The 14,877-nt window shown below is 67.5% G+C and carries 15 protein-coding genes; 11 read left to right on the forward strand and 4 right to left on the reverse strand.

Going from position 1 to position 14,877, the window contains the following annotated elements:
• Nucleotides 1–1,942 (reverse strand): sensor histidine kinase (locus tag QH195_RS06995; RefSeq protein ID WP_280434774.1); only part of this gene is annotated, 1,942 nt, incomplete at its 3' end.
• Between the two features lie 316 nt (nt 1,943–2,258).
• Here QH195_RS06995 and QH195_RS07000 point away from each other — a divergent pair.
• From QH195_RS07000 to QH195_RS07040, 9 genes are all read left to right on the forward strand, one after another.
• Entirely contained in the window at nt 2,259–2,945 is a 687-nt protein-coding gene (locus tag QH195_RS07000) for a response regulator transcription factor (RefSeq protein ID WP_280425388.1), read from the forward strand.
• A gap of 90 nt (nt 2,946–3,035) precedes the next feature.
• Nucleotides 3,036–4,433, forward strand: coding sequence for a sensor histidine kinase (locus tag QH195_RS07005; protein WP_280434792.1), 1,398 nt, complete (start codon nt 3,036–3,038; stop codon nt 4,431–4,433).
• Nucleotides 4,434–4,577: 144 nt separating this feature from the next.
• The gene (locus QH195_RS07010) at nt 4,578–5,984 is read left to right on the forward strand and encodes a S1C family serine protease (RefSeq protein ID WP_280425389.1); all 1,407 of its coding nucleotides are present in this window, start codon (nt 4,578–4,580) and stop codon (nt 5,982–5,984) included.
• Entirely contained in the window at nt 5,984–6,538 is a 555-nt protein-coding gene (locus QH195_RS07015; protein WP_062973648.1) for a MogA/MoaB family molybdenum cofactor biosynthesis protein, read from the forward strand. The genes QH195_RS07010 and QH195_RS07015 overlap by 1 nt, the downstream gene beginning before the upstream one ends.
• A gap of 15 nt (nt 6,539–6,553) precedes the next feature.
• Nucleotides 6,554–6,751, forward strand: a complete 198-nt coding sequence (locus tag QH195_RS07020) for a hypothetical protein (RefSeq protein WP_280434775.1) — start codon at nt 6,554–6,556, stop codon at nt 6,749–6,751.
• A gap of 541 nt (nt 6,752–7,292) precedes the next feature.
• Nucleotides 7,293–7,967: an MspA family porin gene (locus tag QH195_RS07025; protein WP_280434776.1), complete on the forward strand. Its 675-nt coding sequence runs from the start codon at nt 7,293–7,295 to the stop codon at nt 7,965–7,967.
• 80 nt (nt 7,968–8,047) lie between these two features.
• Entirely contained in the window at nt 8,048–8,713 is a 666-nt protein-coding gene (locus QH195_RS07030; RefSeq protein ID WP_280425392.1) for an MspA family porin, read from the forward strand.
• 318 nt (nt 8,714–9,031) lie between these two features.
• Complete coding sequence (locus QH195_RS07035; RefSeq protein WP_280425393.1) at nt 9,032–9,706, forward strand: MspA family porin; 675 nt, start codon at nt 9,032–9,034, stop codon at nt 9,704–9,706.
• A gap of 74 nt (nt 9,707–9,780) precedes the next feature.
• Entirely contained in the window at nt 9,781–10,449 is a 669-nt protein-coding gene (locus tag QH195_RS07040; RefSeq protein WP_280425394.1) for an MspA family porin, read from the forward strand.
• 98 nt (nt 10,450–10,547) lie between these two features.
• Here QH195_RS07040 and QH195_RS07045 read toward each other — a convergent pair whose 3' ends face one another.
• From QH195_RS07045 to QH195_RS07055, 3 genes are all read right to left on the reverse strand, one after another.
• Entirely contained in the window at nt 10,548–11,237 is a 690-nt protein-coding gene (locus QH195_RS07045) for an SAF domain-containing protein (RefSeq protein WP_280434777.1), read from the reverse strand.
• Between the two features lie 116 nt (nt 11,238–11,353).
• Nucleotides 11,354–11,656: an FmdB family zinc ribbon protein gene (locus tag QH195_RS07050; protein ID WP_280425396.1), complete on the reverse strand. Its 303-nt coding sequence runs from the start codon at nt 11,654–11,656 to the stop codon at nt 11,354–11,356.
• A 274-nt stretch (nt 11,657–11,930) separates the two neighbouring features.
• Nucleotides 11,931–12,515, reverse strand: a complete 585-nt coding sequence (locus QH195_RS07055; RefSeq protein ID WP_280425418.1) for a 5-formyltetrahydrofolate cyclo-ligase — start codon at nt 12,513–12,515, stop codon at nt 11,931–11,933.
• 97 nt (nt 12,516–12,612) lie between these two features.
• Here QH195_RS07055 and QH195_RS07060 point away from each other — a divergent pair, with 97 nt between their 5' ends.
• Both QH195_RS07060 and glp read left to right on the forward strand, forming a co-directional pair.
• On the forward strand, nt 12,613–13,578 hold the full coding sequence (locus QH195_RS07060) for a UTP--glucose-1-phosphate uridylyltransferase (RefSeq protein WP_280434778.1): 966 nt from the start codon (nt 12,613–12,615) through the stop codon (nt 13,576–13,578).
• Nucleotides 13,579–13,615: 37 nt separating this feature from the next.
• Complete coding sequence (glp, locus tag QH195_RS07065) at nt 13,616–14,875, forward strand: molybdotransferase-like divisome protein Glp (RefSeq protein WP_280425398.1); 1,260 nt, start codon at nt 13,616–13,618, stop codon at nt 14,873–14,875.
• The last annotated feature ends 2 nt before the right edge of the window (nt 14,876–14,877 follow it).

The raw sequence follows: 14,877 nt of genomic DNA on the forward strand, positions 1-14,877 counted from the left end.
CCGGCAGCGCGGGGGAGGAGTGCAGCTGCGGCGGGAGCTGGGGCGGGGAACCGAGGGAGAAATCCGTGGTGAGGGTGGTCGAGTTGTCCGAGCCGGTATCGGGTGATACCAGCAGGCCCGGTAGGTGGAGGCTGGCGGTGATCCCCGGCTGCTGGGCCATGGTCGACGTACGGCGCAGGCCGACCGTGATCTGATGGCGTTTGGCCAGCCGGCCGACGACGAACAGACCCATCCGCCGCGCGGTTTCGACATTGATCTCACCGCCGGAGGCCAGCCGGGCGTTGGCCGCCTGCAGATCCTCGGTGGCCATGCCCAGCCCGCGGTCGGTGATCTCGATCAGGTAGCCGCCGTCCACTGCGCGCGAAACCGTCACGGCCACCGGAGTATTGGGTGGTGAGTAGCGCAGCGCGTTGTCGATGACCTCCGCGAGCAGATGTTCGATATCGACGGCCGGCTCACCGGCCACGACCCCATCGGGGACATGACCGATCTCGACCCGCTGATAGTCCTCGACCTGAGATACCGCACTCCACAGCATATCCGAGAGCGGGACCGGCTCGAGCTGACCGCGGCGCAACGCGGTGCCGGCCAGCACCAGCAGGTTGTCGCCGTTACGGCGCATGCGGGTGGCGAGATGGTCGAGCCGGAACAGGCTCTGCAGCCGGCCGGGGTCGTCCTCGTCGTGTTCCAGTTCCTCGATGATCCCGAGCTGCTGTTCGACCAGCGATTGGCTGCGCCGGGACAGGGTTTCGAACATATTGCCGATCTGCACCCGCAGACGGGCCTGGTCGGCGGCGAGATTGAGTGCCTGCTGGTGCATTTCGTCGACCGCGCGGGCCAGCTGGCCGATCTCCTCGGTGCCCTGGACGCCGACCGGTGCGATTTCCGGGGTCTCGGCGCCGCCGCGAACCTGTTCGAGCTCCTCGGGCAGCCGGACATGGGCCACCTCCAGTGCGTCGCGGCGCAACCGGCGCACCGGTATGACCAGGGTCCGGGCCACGGCCAGGGCCAGGGTCAGGCCGCCCAGCAGCGCTCCGATCAGCAACGCGGTTTCCCGCAGCGCGATGTTCTGGGCGGAGATGGTGGCGTGGTGCAGCGCGCCGGTGATGGTCGCGGACAGCTGTTCGGTCGTGACGTCGTAGCCCTGCAGACTGGCATCCAGTGAATCGCGTGCGGCCGGATCGTTCAGTGCGCCCTGGGTGCCCTGGCTGAAGATGGCCAGCCGGGTCTGGACCGCGTCCAGCAGCGGCCGGATGCCCCCGGCCGTATCCGGTAGGAACTGGCCGTACTGCTGGATCATGGTCAGCTCTGCACCGCCGGAGGTGAGAACCCGGGCGCGCAGGGCCGGATTGTCCACGGCGCTGGGCGAACTGATCACCAGGCGCTGGGCGGTGAGCGAACGCCGCGCCGCCTGTACGGCACTGAGCTGCAGAAAGTAGCGCTGGACCGAGAGATTGTCGACCGTCGGCGACTGGGCCAGCGCATTACCGACCCGGACCGAGATCTCGTCGGCCTGGTCGCCGAGCATGGCGGGCGAGCCGTTGCTCAGGCCACTGCGCATGGTGGAGCCGAGGGTGAGCGCCGAGGACAGTTCGCGGGAAACCGCCGGCGAGATGCGGTTGCTGTCCATCGCGCGTTCGAGGATCTGGTGGGCCGAATCGAACCGGGCGAGTGCCGCCGTGGTCCGGGACTCGGTATCGGACCCTCGCGCGGTGGCCGTCACCGCCAGATTCTCGGCCGCGGCGTTGTAATCGACGATCGGCTGGATGACACGGGACTGTTCGGTCGCGGCTTCGAGCTGTTCCAAGGTGCGGAGCTCGTTGTTGATCCGGAGCACCGCGAACAGGGTTGCCAGGACGACCGGCAACACCAGGACGATACCGACCTTGCGGGTGACCGACCAGTTGGACAGGCTGAATTGCCACGGTCGCGGGGTTTCCATCCGCCTCTGTCGCCTCCGCATCACGATCGACCTCATTTGGTGCGTGGCCGTTTCAGTTATGGTTGAATGTCACACCGAACCGACCAGAGGTCTAGTTTTTCCCGCTCGGAACATACCGTGCATGGTAGCGGCGGGCAATCGGGACGTTCAGCCGGTTATACCGCGAATAAAGCGGACGGTGAACGGGTTTCGTTACATATCACAGATCGGTAATGATCGGTCCGGTAATCGGATGAACTCCCAGGTGGGCGCTGCGGCTCGCGGGCCGGCCGGGGCCTCTCAGTAGCCTCTCAGTCGCTGCGGTCAAACTGGTGCAATGCGCATTCTGGTGGTCGACGACGATCGTGCGGTGCGGGAATCGCTGCGCCGATCACTGACCTTCAACGGCTACACGGTCGATCTGGCGGTGGACGGTATCGATGCCTTGGAGAAGGCGACCGCCGAACGACCCGACGCCTTGGTGCTCGACGTCATGATGCCCAGACTGGACGGCCTGGAAGTATGCCGCCGACTACGCAGCACCGGCGACGACCTGCCGATTCTGGTACTCACCGCCCGCGATTCGGTATCCGAACGGGTCGCCGGCCTCGACGCCGGCGCCGACGACTATCTGCCCAAACCGTTCGCCCTCGAAGAGCTGCTCGCCCGGCTGCGGGCGCTGCTGCGCCGCCGCGCCCCGGATCCCGGCGAGATCTCGGAGACCATGCGGTTCGCCGATCTCTCCCTGGACCCGGTCACCCGGGAGGTCGCGCGCGGGGAAAGAGCTATTTCACTCACCCGCACCGAGTTCTCACTGCTGGAAATGCTGATGGCCAATCCGCGCCGGGTACTGACCCGCGGCCGGATCCTCGAGGAAGTCTGGGGTTACGACTTCCCGACTTCCGGTAACGCGCTGGAGGTCTATATCGGCTACCTGCGCCGGAAAACCGAGGCCGACGGCGAAACCCGGCTCATCCACACGGTGCGCGGCGTCGGCTACGTGCTGCGCGAAACGCCCCCGTAAGCCGCCGAGATGGCACGTACCCCCCGCTCGGCGGCCAAGAAACATACGGTGGCGACGCTCGGCCGGTCCTGGCCGGACGAACCCCCGCCCATGCGCCCGCCGACCCCGTTGACACGCACCGTCTCACTGCGGTGGCGGGTCACGTTACTGGCGGCTTCGCTGGTGGCGATCTTCGTGGCGATCACCTCGATCGCGGCCTACGCCATGGTCGCCCGGGCGCTCTACGGTCAGGTCGACGCCCAGTTGCACGCCCGCGCGGCCACCATGATCAGCGGCGATATCGACAATATGGCGTTCCAGTCGCTCGGCGTCGCCACCCTGTTCTCGAACGATATCGGGGTCGCGCTGATCTACCCGGTGCCGCCGTCGGAGGCCGAGAAACCGGCGAGCATCCCCGTCTACCTGCCGCCGCAGCCGACCACACCGCCCATCGGCACCGAAGAGGTCGCGGTGGCGCAGGGTAAACGGGATTCGTCGCTGCGCACCTACAACAGCCAGCGGGTACTCGCCGAGCGGATGGACTCCGGGGTCACCCTGGTCATCTCACAGCGGCTCGAACCCACCCGCGAGGTGCTGGACCGGCTGGCCTGGCTGCTGTTCGCGGTCGGTGCCTGCGGGGTCGTACTCGCGGCCGGTGCCGGTACCACCGTCGGCCGCACCGGCCTGCGCCCGATCGCGCGTCTCACCGCGGCCACCGAGCGAATCGCCCGTACCGATGATCTGACCCCCATCCCGGTCACCGGCGACGACGAACTCGCCCGGCTGACCGAGAGTTTCAACACCATGCTGCGGGCGCTTGCCGAATCCCGGGACCGGCAGCGCCGGCTGGTCGCCGACGCCGGTCACGAACTGCGGACCCCGCTGACCTCGTTGCGCACCAATACGGAATTGCTGATGGCGTCGAGCCGCCCCGACGCCCCCGCGATACCGGAAGCGGATATGGCCGAACTGCGCTCGGATGTGATGGCGCAGATCGAAGAGCTGTCCAATCTGGTGGGCGATCTGGTGGATCTCGCCCGTGAGGACGCTCCGGAGACGGTGTACGAGCGGGTCGATCTCGGCGAGGTGACCGAACGCGCCCTGGAACGGGTCCGCCGCCGCGGGGCCGTGGCCTTCGACGCCGAACTGCGGCCGTGGTTCGTCTACGGCCACGAAGCCGCCCTGGAGCGGGCGATTCTGAATGTGCTCGACAATGCGGCGAAATGGAGCCCGCCCGGTGAACTGGTCGGGGTGCGGATGGCCGAAACCGGGCGTGGACTGCTGGAACTGTCGGTTGCGGATGCCGGCCCGGGAATTCCCCCCGCCGAACGCGAACTGGTCTTCGAGCGCTTCTACCGGACCACGGCGTCTCGGTCGATGCCCGGCTCCGGTCTGGGACTGGCCATTGTGAAACAGGTCGTCACCAAACACGGCGGCACCATCGCGATCGATACCTCGGACACCGGCGGCGCGATGATCCGGATCGTTCTACCCGGCGAGAGTCAGTGATCTCGGTGCTTCCGTGGGCACGAAGGCTGCGGCTCGCCGCTGTCTACCGCCGCCAACAAACACGCAAATACACATATCGATCTCAGATCGCTCTCAGCCGTGTTCGGCACTCTGGACAGGGAATATGAGCAGAATAGAGAGACTATGACCGAGGATTTCACCAATCGGCCGGACCGGCCGGAAGAAGGACCGGTGCCGCCCTCGAATGCGCATCCCCAGCCGGGTGCGGCTCATGAGCCCGCCGCCGCGCCGCCGGGGCAGGCGGGCGGTCTTCAGTATCCGGGCGGGCAGCCGTTTCCGGGTGGACGTCCCGGCGATACCGCCGCGTACCCGACGATGGGCCATCCATACGGCGGTCCGCCCCCCGCGGGCCCGCCGCCGGGCGATACCGGGCAGTTCTTCGCCGCCGGCCCCCCGCCGGCGCCGCGGAAGAGCTCGCTGCGTACCGGGCTGGTGGCCGGTGGGATCGCGCTCGCACTGGTCAGCGGTGGTGTCGGCGGTGTGGTGGGGGCGCTGGTCACCGATTCGGGTAACGGGCCGGCGGTGACCAATGCGCTCGATGCGCCGGTGCCCGAGATCAAGGATGCCGCGAACGCGCCGGCGGGTTCGGTTCAGGCGGTCGCGCAGGAGGTCACTCCGTCCGTTGTGATGATCGAGGTGGCCAGTAACCGCGGACAGGGCGAGGGCTCCGGGGTGGTGCTGTCCTCGGACGGGCTCATCCTGACCAACAACCATGTCGCGGCCGGTGGCGGCGCCGGGGGCGATATGCGGGTGACCTTCGCCGACGGCAGCACCGCTCCGGCCACCCTGGTCGGTGCCGATCCGGTATCGGATCTGGCGGTGATCCAGGCGCGCGGGAAATCGGATCTGAAACCGATCGAGCTGGGCAGTTCGGCCGGTCTGCAGGTCGGGCAGCCGGTCGTGGCGATCGGCTCGCCGCTCGGACTGGCCGGCACGGTCACCACCGGGATCGTCTCGGCGCTCAACCGGCCGGTATCCACTACCGGTGAGGGTGGTGGCGACCCCACCGTGCCGAATCCGGTGATCGACGCGGTCCAGACCGATGCCGCGATCAATCCCGGTAACTCGGGGGGCGCGCTGGTCGACAACCAGGGCCGGCTGATCGGTATCAACACCGCGATCGCCAGCCTGGGTTCGTCGGGCGCGGCCGGTCAGCAGAGCGGTTCGATCGGGCTCGGGTTCGCGATTCCGGTGGATCAGGCGCGACGGGTCGCGGATGAGCTGATCAAGACGGGCCACGCCACGTACGCTCAGATCGGGATGACCGTGCAACGCGACGAATCCGTGCACGGGGCGCGGATTCTCGAGGTCACCCCGAACGGGCCGGCGGCGCAGGCGAGAATTCCGGCGGGCTCGATCGTGACCAGGCTCGACGACCGCACGATCGATTCCGGGGATGCCCTGGTGGCCGCGGTGCGGTCGAAACAGCCCGGAGACAAAGTGCAAGTGACGTACACGAATGGGCAGGGCGGTGGTTCGGAGACGGTCGAGGTGACCCTCGCCGCCGCCGCGGTGGAAGGAGCACGGTGATGCAGTTGGTGACCGGGGGCGGCCACGCCGCGACCGATATCGGCGCTACGGTGAGCGGTATGGAAATCGATGCTCCTGTGGCGGGGCGCGCACTGGTGGTGGTCGTCGACGATCGAACGGCGCACGGCGGCGAGGATTCGCTGGGTCCGTTGGTCACCGAACTGCTCACCGAGGCGGGGTTCCTGGTCGATGCGTCCGTTTCGGTGGAGGCGGACGAGGTGGCGATCCGGAACGCCTTGAACACCGCGGTGATCGGTGGCGTGGATATCGTGATCTCGGTCGGTGGTACCGGTATGTCGCCGCGTGATGTCACGCCCGAGGCGACGGCCGAGGTCCTCGATCGGGATCTGCCCGGTATCAGCGAGGCACTGCGTGCGTCCGGCCGGGTGGCCGGGTCACTGGACGCCGGTCTCTCCCGCGGGCTGGCCGGTATCTCCGGTAGCACCCTGGTGGTGAATCTTCCGGGTACCCGGGCCGCGGTCCGCGACGGTATGGCGACCTTGGGCCCGTTGGCCAGTCGCGTGATCGGCGAGTTGTCCGGTCTACTGGAATGAGCCGGAGCATGCGGTATGAGTGAGGGTGAGACCCCCGAGGTCCCCCGCCGGGCACGGCGCCGGGCGGGGGACCTCGCACGTGTGGACCGGGTTTTCGGTGAGGTGTTGCCGAGTACGACCCGTGACGAATGGGACGACGGTTCGTCGCCGGACGGCGACGGCGACGACTGGTTGCGCGCGCAGGTTCCCCCGCATCACGGCGACGCGGGCTGATCGGTAAAGGGTTGGCGCCGAACGTTTTCCGTGCGAATACGATATGAATGCGCTATCTCGCGGGGTAACGGGGTGGGTTTTCGGGCCAATTGTCCAGAACCGGGCTCGAGAGGATTTTCACGGCGGCCGGTAGTACGACGCCCGCCGTTTTTTCATCCGTATGCCCGTGGGCCGATCTGTTTACGGATTTCTATCGTTTCTGCGTGGTGGCGCGGCATTTCTGCTACGGCAGTGACCTGCGCGTGCGCACGTCGCTATACATGAATGTGAAATAGATCACATCAACGTATAGCGAAAAGAGACTTTGTCCAATCTGTTATCGACCGCTTAATCTCGGTGCGTCGACCGCCGCAAAGGCGGTCCGGCGGGCTTGCAAACGGGGTCAGCCGGTCGCTTTCGTGTGCATTGTCTGTTTTGGGCGTTGCACCGAAATAACAACGGGTCACCTGTAGGTAACAAACGAGCGAAACACTGGTCGGAGCCGGAGAGCAGTGTGTCCGAGCTCGAAGGCCTGCTGTTTGTCCGAATGATGAGGGGAAATATGAGCGAGAACCGCACCGACGGTGTACGAAGTGGCGCCAGGATCGCGGGTATCGGTGCCGCGGCCGCTGTCGCCGTAGGACTGCTGTCGGTGGGCGCTGCCAACGCCGATACCTTCGTGCCGCTACCGGACGGCCAGAAAGCCGGCCCGGGTGTCACCATCTCCCGCACCGGTGAGCATGCCGTTATTTCGCCCTCCATGGCCGCCACCGGCGCGGGCCGGGTCGTGTGGGTCTCGGGTAACGCGATCGCCGATGTCACGGTCACACCCGAGGGTGAACCGGGTCCGAACAACGGGCCAACCGGAGCGGACGGCACCAACAACTCGTCCACCCACGGGGCTTCGCAGCTCAACACCGGTTATATCGTCGGCTGCCAGGTCAGCATCGGTGACGAGGCGATCGGACTGGGCGGATCTCTCGGTTTGAGCCTCGACGGCGGAAGCGTCGGCGGTTCGGTCGGTGTGGAGCTGGGCCCGGGTGAGGTCAAGTTCGTCCAGATCGATTACAAGGACATCACCAAGCCCGGCAAGTACTCCGTCGAGTACCAGGACGCCGAAATCGAGATCCAGGGTTGCGCGGGTTACGCGCAGGCGCGGTCGTACACGGTGGTCGAGATCATCGGCGACCACTACTCGAAGACGACCCTGTACGGCCAGCCGTTCAGCATCGGCTGAACCGCCCGGTCCGTCCCGTCGTATCGAAACGAACCTCGCCTCGCGTCGATTCGCGAGCTTTCCCCTCGAAGGGTCCAACCATGATCAACCGAAAGAATGTGGCGCGCCTCGCCGGTGTCGGTGCCGCCGCCACCCTCGCCCTGGGTCTGTTCTCGACCGGAGCGGCCAACGCCGATACCTTCGTGCCGCTGCCCGGCGGCGAACTCGTCAAAACGCTGTCCGACGGCACGGTGGTGACCGTGCGCATGGTCGGCGAGTCGGCCACCATCAGCCCGTCGATGGGCGCCACCCCGGTGCATCGCAACGCGTGGGTCTCCGGTAGCGCGCAGGTCGAGATTGCCGGCGGCGAGGACGTGGGCGGCAAGATCTACCCCGGCTATGTCGTCGGCTGCCAGGTCAACATCGCTGGTGGCGGTGCCGAAGGCGGTGCCAGCGCCGATATTGATTCGGAAGGAACCGTCAGCCCGAGCGCTGAAACCGGTGCCAACCTGACCATCGGCCCCGGCCAGGCGAAATCGTTCTATGTCCTCGATATCGAGAAGCCGGACGACTACGGCGACGAGGACCATGCCACCAACAACGGCTTCGACGGCAACACCGGTTCGGTGACCTGGTCCGACCAGACCATCGGCCTCAACGGCTGCGGTGGCTACGCGCAGGCGCGGTCGTTCATCAGCGTCGAGGTGGAAACCGAAAACGTGATCAGCTACGTGACCCTGTGGGGTCAGCCGTTCAGCCTCGGCTGACAGCCGGTCAAACTGTCATATTGGCACGGATACAGGCCCGCCGCAGCAGCGGCGGGCCTGTCTCTTACCCCGGCATTTCCGGATATCCGGTGCTGGGGTCGCATTTCCCCAGCACCCGTCACCTTCCGGTTACCTGCGAAACATCCGGATGCCACACCGAGTCGGTGGCGCGGTAGCCAAGTGTTCACCGGCTGTGTGGTTTCGGGTTCATCTAGTGGCTACAGCCGTAACCCAAGCTCTATGGAGCCTGTTCTCGGGCCGCCCCGGCGTCGATCGCTGCGAAGCCGGGTGTCGCTGTAAACCTTGATGAGGGGAAATATGAGCAAGAACCGCACCACCGGTCTGCGCCACGGCGCGCGCGCCCTGGGCGTGGGCGCTGTCGCCGCTGTGGCCATGGGTCTGTTCTCCACCGGTGCCGCCAACGCGGACACCTTCGTTCCGCTGCCGGACGGTGAGAAACTGGGCCCCGGTGTCAAGATCACCCGTACCCACGAGAGTGCGCTCGTCTCGCCGTCGATGGCCGCCAACGGTGCGGGCCGGACCGTGTGGGTCTCGGGCAACGCCACCGCCGATGTCTCCGTTACGCCCGAGGGCGAAGCCGGTCCGAACAACGGCCCGACCGGCGAGGACGGCACCAACAACTCCTCCACCCACGGTGCTTCGCAGCTCAACACCGGCTACATCGTCGGCTGCCAGGTGAGCATCGGTGACGACGCGATCGGCCTGGGCGGATCCCTCGGCCTCAGCCTGGACGGCGGCAGCCTCGGCGGCTCGACCAGCGTGGAGCTGGGCCCGGGTGAGGTCAAGTTCGTCCAGATCGACTTCAAGGACATCGAGAAGCCCGGCGTCTACTCCGTCGAGTACCAGGACGTGGAGATGGAGATCCAGGGTTGCGCCGGTTACGCGCAGGCCCGCGCCTACACCGTGGTCGAGATCATCGGTGACCACTACTCGAAGACCACCCTCTACGGGCAGCCGTTCAGCATCGGCTGACGCGCCGGCACCGGTCGAATTCACCCCACCAAACTCTCGCTGTAGCGAATTCAACCCCAGAGGGGCATAAACACATGTTCAACCGTAAGAATCTGGCGCGCCTCGCCGGCGTCGGTGCGGCCGCCTCGGTCGCGCTGGGCCTGTTCTCCACCGGCGCCGCCAATGCCGACACCTTCATTCCGCTGCCCGGCGGCGAAATCGTCAAAACCCTCTCCGACGGCACCGTCGTGACGGTCCGCATGGTCGGCGAGTCCGCCACCATCAGCCCGTCCATGGGTTCCACCCCCGTGCACCGCAATGCGTGGGCCTCCGGTAGCGCCCAGGTCGAGATCTCCGGTGGCGGCGAGGACGTGGGCGGCAAGATCTACCCCGGCTACGTCGTGGGCTGCCAGGTGAACATCGACGGCGGCGGGGCCGAAGGCGGCGCCGACGCCGAAATCGATTCCGAGGGCAATGTCAGCCCGTCGGGTGAGGTCGGTGGCAACCTGACCCTGGGTCCCGGCCAGGCCGATTCCTTCTACGTCCTCGATATCGAGAAGCCGGACGACTACGGCAACGAGGATCACGCCACCAACAACAAGTTCAAGGGCAACACCGGTTCGGTCACCTGGTCCGATACCACCATCGGCCTGAACGGCTGCGGCGGCTACGCGCAGGCACGGTCGTTCGTCAAGGTCAAGGTCGAAACCGACAACGTCATGTCCGTCGTGACGCTGTGGGGCCAGCCTTTCAGCCTCGGCTGACAAGCCTCGCATACCCGGCCCGGACAGACAGCCCACACCGGCCGAATCGGATACCTGGAGGGGTCCGCCCGCACTGCGCGGCGGGCCCCTTTCGGATGTCAATGGAAGATCACCGTGAGCGCGCTGTTCAGCGAGGCCGCGGCGACGGCGGCCGCGCGCCGCGAATCGAGGGCCACCAGCACCACCGGCTCGGTTCGGCCCGCGCCCGCCTCGGCAGCGGACTGCGGAACCAGCACGACCGCGGCATCCTCGGCCAGCGTCGCGGCCAGCGTCGGGTCCGTGGTGTCGGCGGCGACAACATCAACCCGGTCGCCGGCGCGCAGGATTTCGGTGATCGCGGAATCGGCCAGCCGAATGGGCACGATGCGGGCATCTCGGGAGCCGGTCGCCACCTCTGCCAGACGCGGTCCGACGATCCGGACATCGGTCAGTACCTCGCCGGAACGGAGGGCCGCGGTGAGCACCGCACCGGTCAACGCGGCCGGATCGGTCTCGGCGCCGTCGGGCGCGGCGCCGGGCGGTAGCTGCGCGACCCGGAGATCTGCGGGTGCCAGCAGCTGACCGGGAGCGAGGTCGCGGGCGGCCACCACCACGGAAACACGGGCACGCTCGGGGTCCTCGCGGAGGAAGAGTATCGCGGCCGCCACGGCGCACAGACCGGCCAGGATTCGCCGTAGCAGCACCACATCCGCCCACGGCGGCCGGTTGTCGAAGGCTTCCCGCCAAGTTTCCCCGGACCCCAGCCGACTGCGGTATCGGGTTTCGGAGTGCGGGCGTCGACGACTCATGGGCCGAGCGTATGAGCGGAAACTCCGTCCTGACCGGCCCCGGAAACGAATGTGGACAACTCGCGGGCTGTGGATGAATCAGCCCGCCGTACCGAACCCGGGTACCGGGTCTTCGCTCAGCTGGCGGCGGCGGCCGGTGTGGTGGAAGTACCGGCGGACGAGCCGGCGGAGCCGGAATCCGAGGAGCCGGACGAGCTCGAGCTATCCGATTTCGCCGCCGGTTCGCTGGCGGATGACGCGCCGCTGCGGCTGTCGGTCCGGTAGAAGCCACTGCCCTTGAAGACGATGCCCACCGAGTTGAACAGCTTGCGCAGCGCCCCGGAGCACTCCGAGCACACCGTGAGCGCGTCATCGGTGAACGACTGAACGATATCGAAGCGGTTGTCGCACTGGGTGCACGCGTATGAATAGGTTGGCACTGGGTCCTCCGCGGTATTCGTGAATTAGCACTCTACAGGCCACAGTGCCAACAGTGCCAATCGTGAGTTCATTCCCGCAGGTCGGAAGGGTGTGCTGCGGCTCTCGGTGTCACGGCGAGCTGCCTGGGTCGGGGCCGGCGGAACCCTGGTCGTCGTTCCGGTGTCATCGGCGTCGCCTCTGGCCGGGAGGATCCACCCACCCCGGCGGGTGAGCGGTTCTGGGAGGCTGACGGGGTGGGTCGTGGCCGGACCCGTCGAGGCGGGCATACGGGGGTCAGGGGTGGGTGGTGTCCAGGGGGGTCGGGCCGGCGGCGGGGGAGAGGGCCCAGGGTATGCGGATATCGTGCGGTTCTTCCGGTAGGTGCTCGACCAGCTCGTCGTCGCGGACCACCACCATCAGCCGTGCAGCGGGGTCGGCCAGTCCGAGAGTCCGGTCGTAGTAGCCGGCGCCCTGCCCCAGGCGCACACCGCGCCGGTCCACCGCCAGGGCGGGAATCAGGACCAGCTCGGCCGCGGCGACCGCTTCCGGCGACAGCACGGGTCCTTCCGGTTCGAGCAGGCCGTAGCGGGCCGGACGCAGTGCCTCCGCGCCGGTGTATTCGCCCCAGTACAGCGGACCGGGTTCGCGGGTCACCGGCAGCAGTACCCGGCTTCCCGCCGCCCGCAGCGCCTCGGCGATCGCGGGCGATCCGGGCTCCCCGCGGACCGGCACATACGCGCATACCCACTCGGCAGTTGCCAATCGTCCCGCCGCGTCCGCGAGTGCCGCAGCTTCAGCGGCGCGCACGGGGTCCGGGATCCGCAGGCGGCGAGCACGGATCGTCGCCCGCCAGGCCTGCTTGTCGATCTCCTCGGGCATCCGCACGGCGCCAACCCTATGCGTCGAAAACCCGCATGCCGGAGGCGCGCCGATATACAGCCGTTTGAACGGGGCGGACCGTGGATAGGGTGTGTATATGACAGCAGAGGCCGCAGTGCAGGGAAACGGGGACGCGCACCCGTCGAAACCGGAATTCCGGACGGCCGTCGTACCTGCGGCCGGGCTGGGAACCCGGTTCCTGCCCGCCACCAAAACCGTTCCCAAGGAATTGCTGCCGGTGGTCGACACCCCGGGCATCGAACTGGTGGCCAGCGAGGCGGCCGGTTCCGGGGCCGAGCGCCTGGTTATCGTCACCTCGCCCGGTAAGGACGGGGTCACCGCGCATTTCGTACAGGATCTGGTGCTGGAGAGCACGCTCGCCGAGCGCGGTAAGTTCCAGCTGCTGGAGAAGGTGCGTAAGGCGCCGGGGCTGCTCGACGTCACCTCCGTCGTCCAGGAGGAACCGCTGGGGCTCGGTCACGCGGTGGCCCAGGCCGAAGCGGTGCTCGACCCCGACGAGAAGACCATCGCGGTGCTGTTGCCCGACGATCTGGTCCTGCCGTGCGGAGTGCTGGATGTGATGAACCGGGTCCGGCGTAAACGTGGTGGGTCGGTACTGTGCGCCATCGATGTGCCGAAGGATCAGGTCAGTGCGTACGGCGTCTTCGATGTGGCTCCGGTGCCCGATGCCGTCAACCCGAACGTGATGCGGGTCAAGGGGATGGTCGAGAAACCGAGCATGGACGAGGCGCCGTCGACCTACACCGCCGCCGGTCGCTATCTGCTCGACCGCGCGATCTTCGACGCACTGCGCCGGATCGGTCCGGGGGCCGGTGGGGAACTGCAACTCACCGACGCGATTTCGCTGCTGATCGACGACGGACACCCGGTGCATGTGGTTGTCCACCGTGGGTCGCGCCACGACCTGGGTAACCCGGGCGGCTATCTTCGTGCTGCGGTGGATTTCGCATTGGAGCGTGACGAATACGGTCCGGCGCTTCGCGAGTGGCTCCAGCACCGGCTGAGTCCGGAGTGGGACCCGCAACTCACCGTGGACGAATGAGATCGCCTGCGCCGGCGAGGACATCGGGAAGGGCTGGATGCGCTCTGTCGAGGATCAGCAGATCAAGGTGACGGCCGCGGCCGTCGCGCCGCGACCGGTGCGGGTCGCGATATCCGAGGCCCATGGGCTGCTGTGCGCCGAGGACGTGGTGACCGAGCGACCGCTGCCGGGTTTCGATCAGGCCGCGATCGACGGCTACGCCGTGCGCAGTGTGGACGTGGCCTCCGCGGGGGCCGATATCCGCGACGAGGACGGTGAACTGGTCGATCTCACCCTGCCGGTGGTCGGTGAGGTTCTCGCCGGCTCGCGCCAGCCCATCCGGCTGCAGCCGCGGCAGACCGTCCGGGTGGCCACCGGGGCGCCGCTGCCCACTCTCGCGGACGCCGTACTACCGCTGGATTTCACCGATGGCGGCCGGGGCCGGCTCAAGGTGTTCGAGCCGGTGCGGTCCGGCGATTATGTGCGCCGCGCCGGTGACGATGTGCAACCCGGCGATGTGGCCGTGCGGGCCGGCACGATCATCGGGCCCGCTCAGGTCGGGCTGCTGGCCGCGGTGGGACAGGACAAGGTGCTGGTGCATCCGCGGCCGCGGCTCTCGGTGATCTCCATCGGGGAAGAACTGGTCGATATAGACCGGCTGCCCGGGCCCGGGCAGGTCTACGATGTGAACTCCTATGCGCTGGCTGCGGCCGCGCGTGACGCGGGTGCGGATGTGAACCGGGTCGGTATCGTCGACGCCGACCCGCGCCGGTTGCGTGATGTCGTGGAGGGGCAGCTGGTGCGTGCCGAGGTCGTGGTGATCGCGGGTGCGGTCGGCGGCTGGGCCTCCGACCAGGTGTGTGAGGCGCTGGAAGGGCTCGGTGAACTGGAGATCGCTCGGGTCGCGATGCATCCGGGATCGGTTCAGGGATTCGGCCGGCTCGGTCGCGACGAGGTGCCGACCTTTCTGCTGCCGTCGAATCCGGTGGGCGCCCTGGTGGTTTTCGAAGTCATGGTGCGGCCGCTGATCCGGATCGCGCTGGGCCGGCGGCAGCCGATGCGCCGGATCGTGCGGGCGCGCACCATCACCCCGATCCAGTCGATGGCGGGCCGCAAAGGTTATCTGCGGGCCCAGCTGATGCGTGACGAGGCCACCGGGGAGTACCTGGTGCAGCCACTCGGCAACAGCGCGGGGGGTTCGTCGCATCTGCTGGCCGCGATGTCGGAGGCCAACAGTTTGATCGTGGTCGAGCCCGACGACACCGAAATCCGCACCGGTGACAAGGTTCGAGTCGCGTTCCTGGCACAGCGCGGCTAGAA

This window comes from Nocardia carnea (assembly GCF_029868855.1).
GTDB classification, from domain to species: domain Bacteria; phylum Actinomycetota; class Actinomycetes; order Mycobacteriales; family Mycobacteriaceae; genus Nocardia; species Nocardia carnea_A.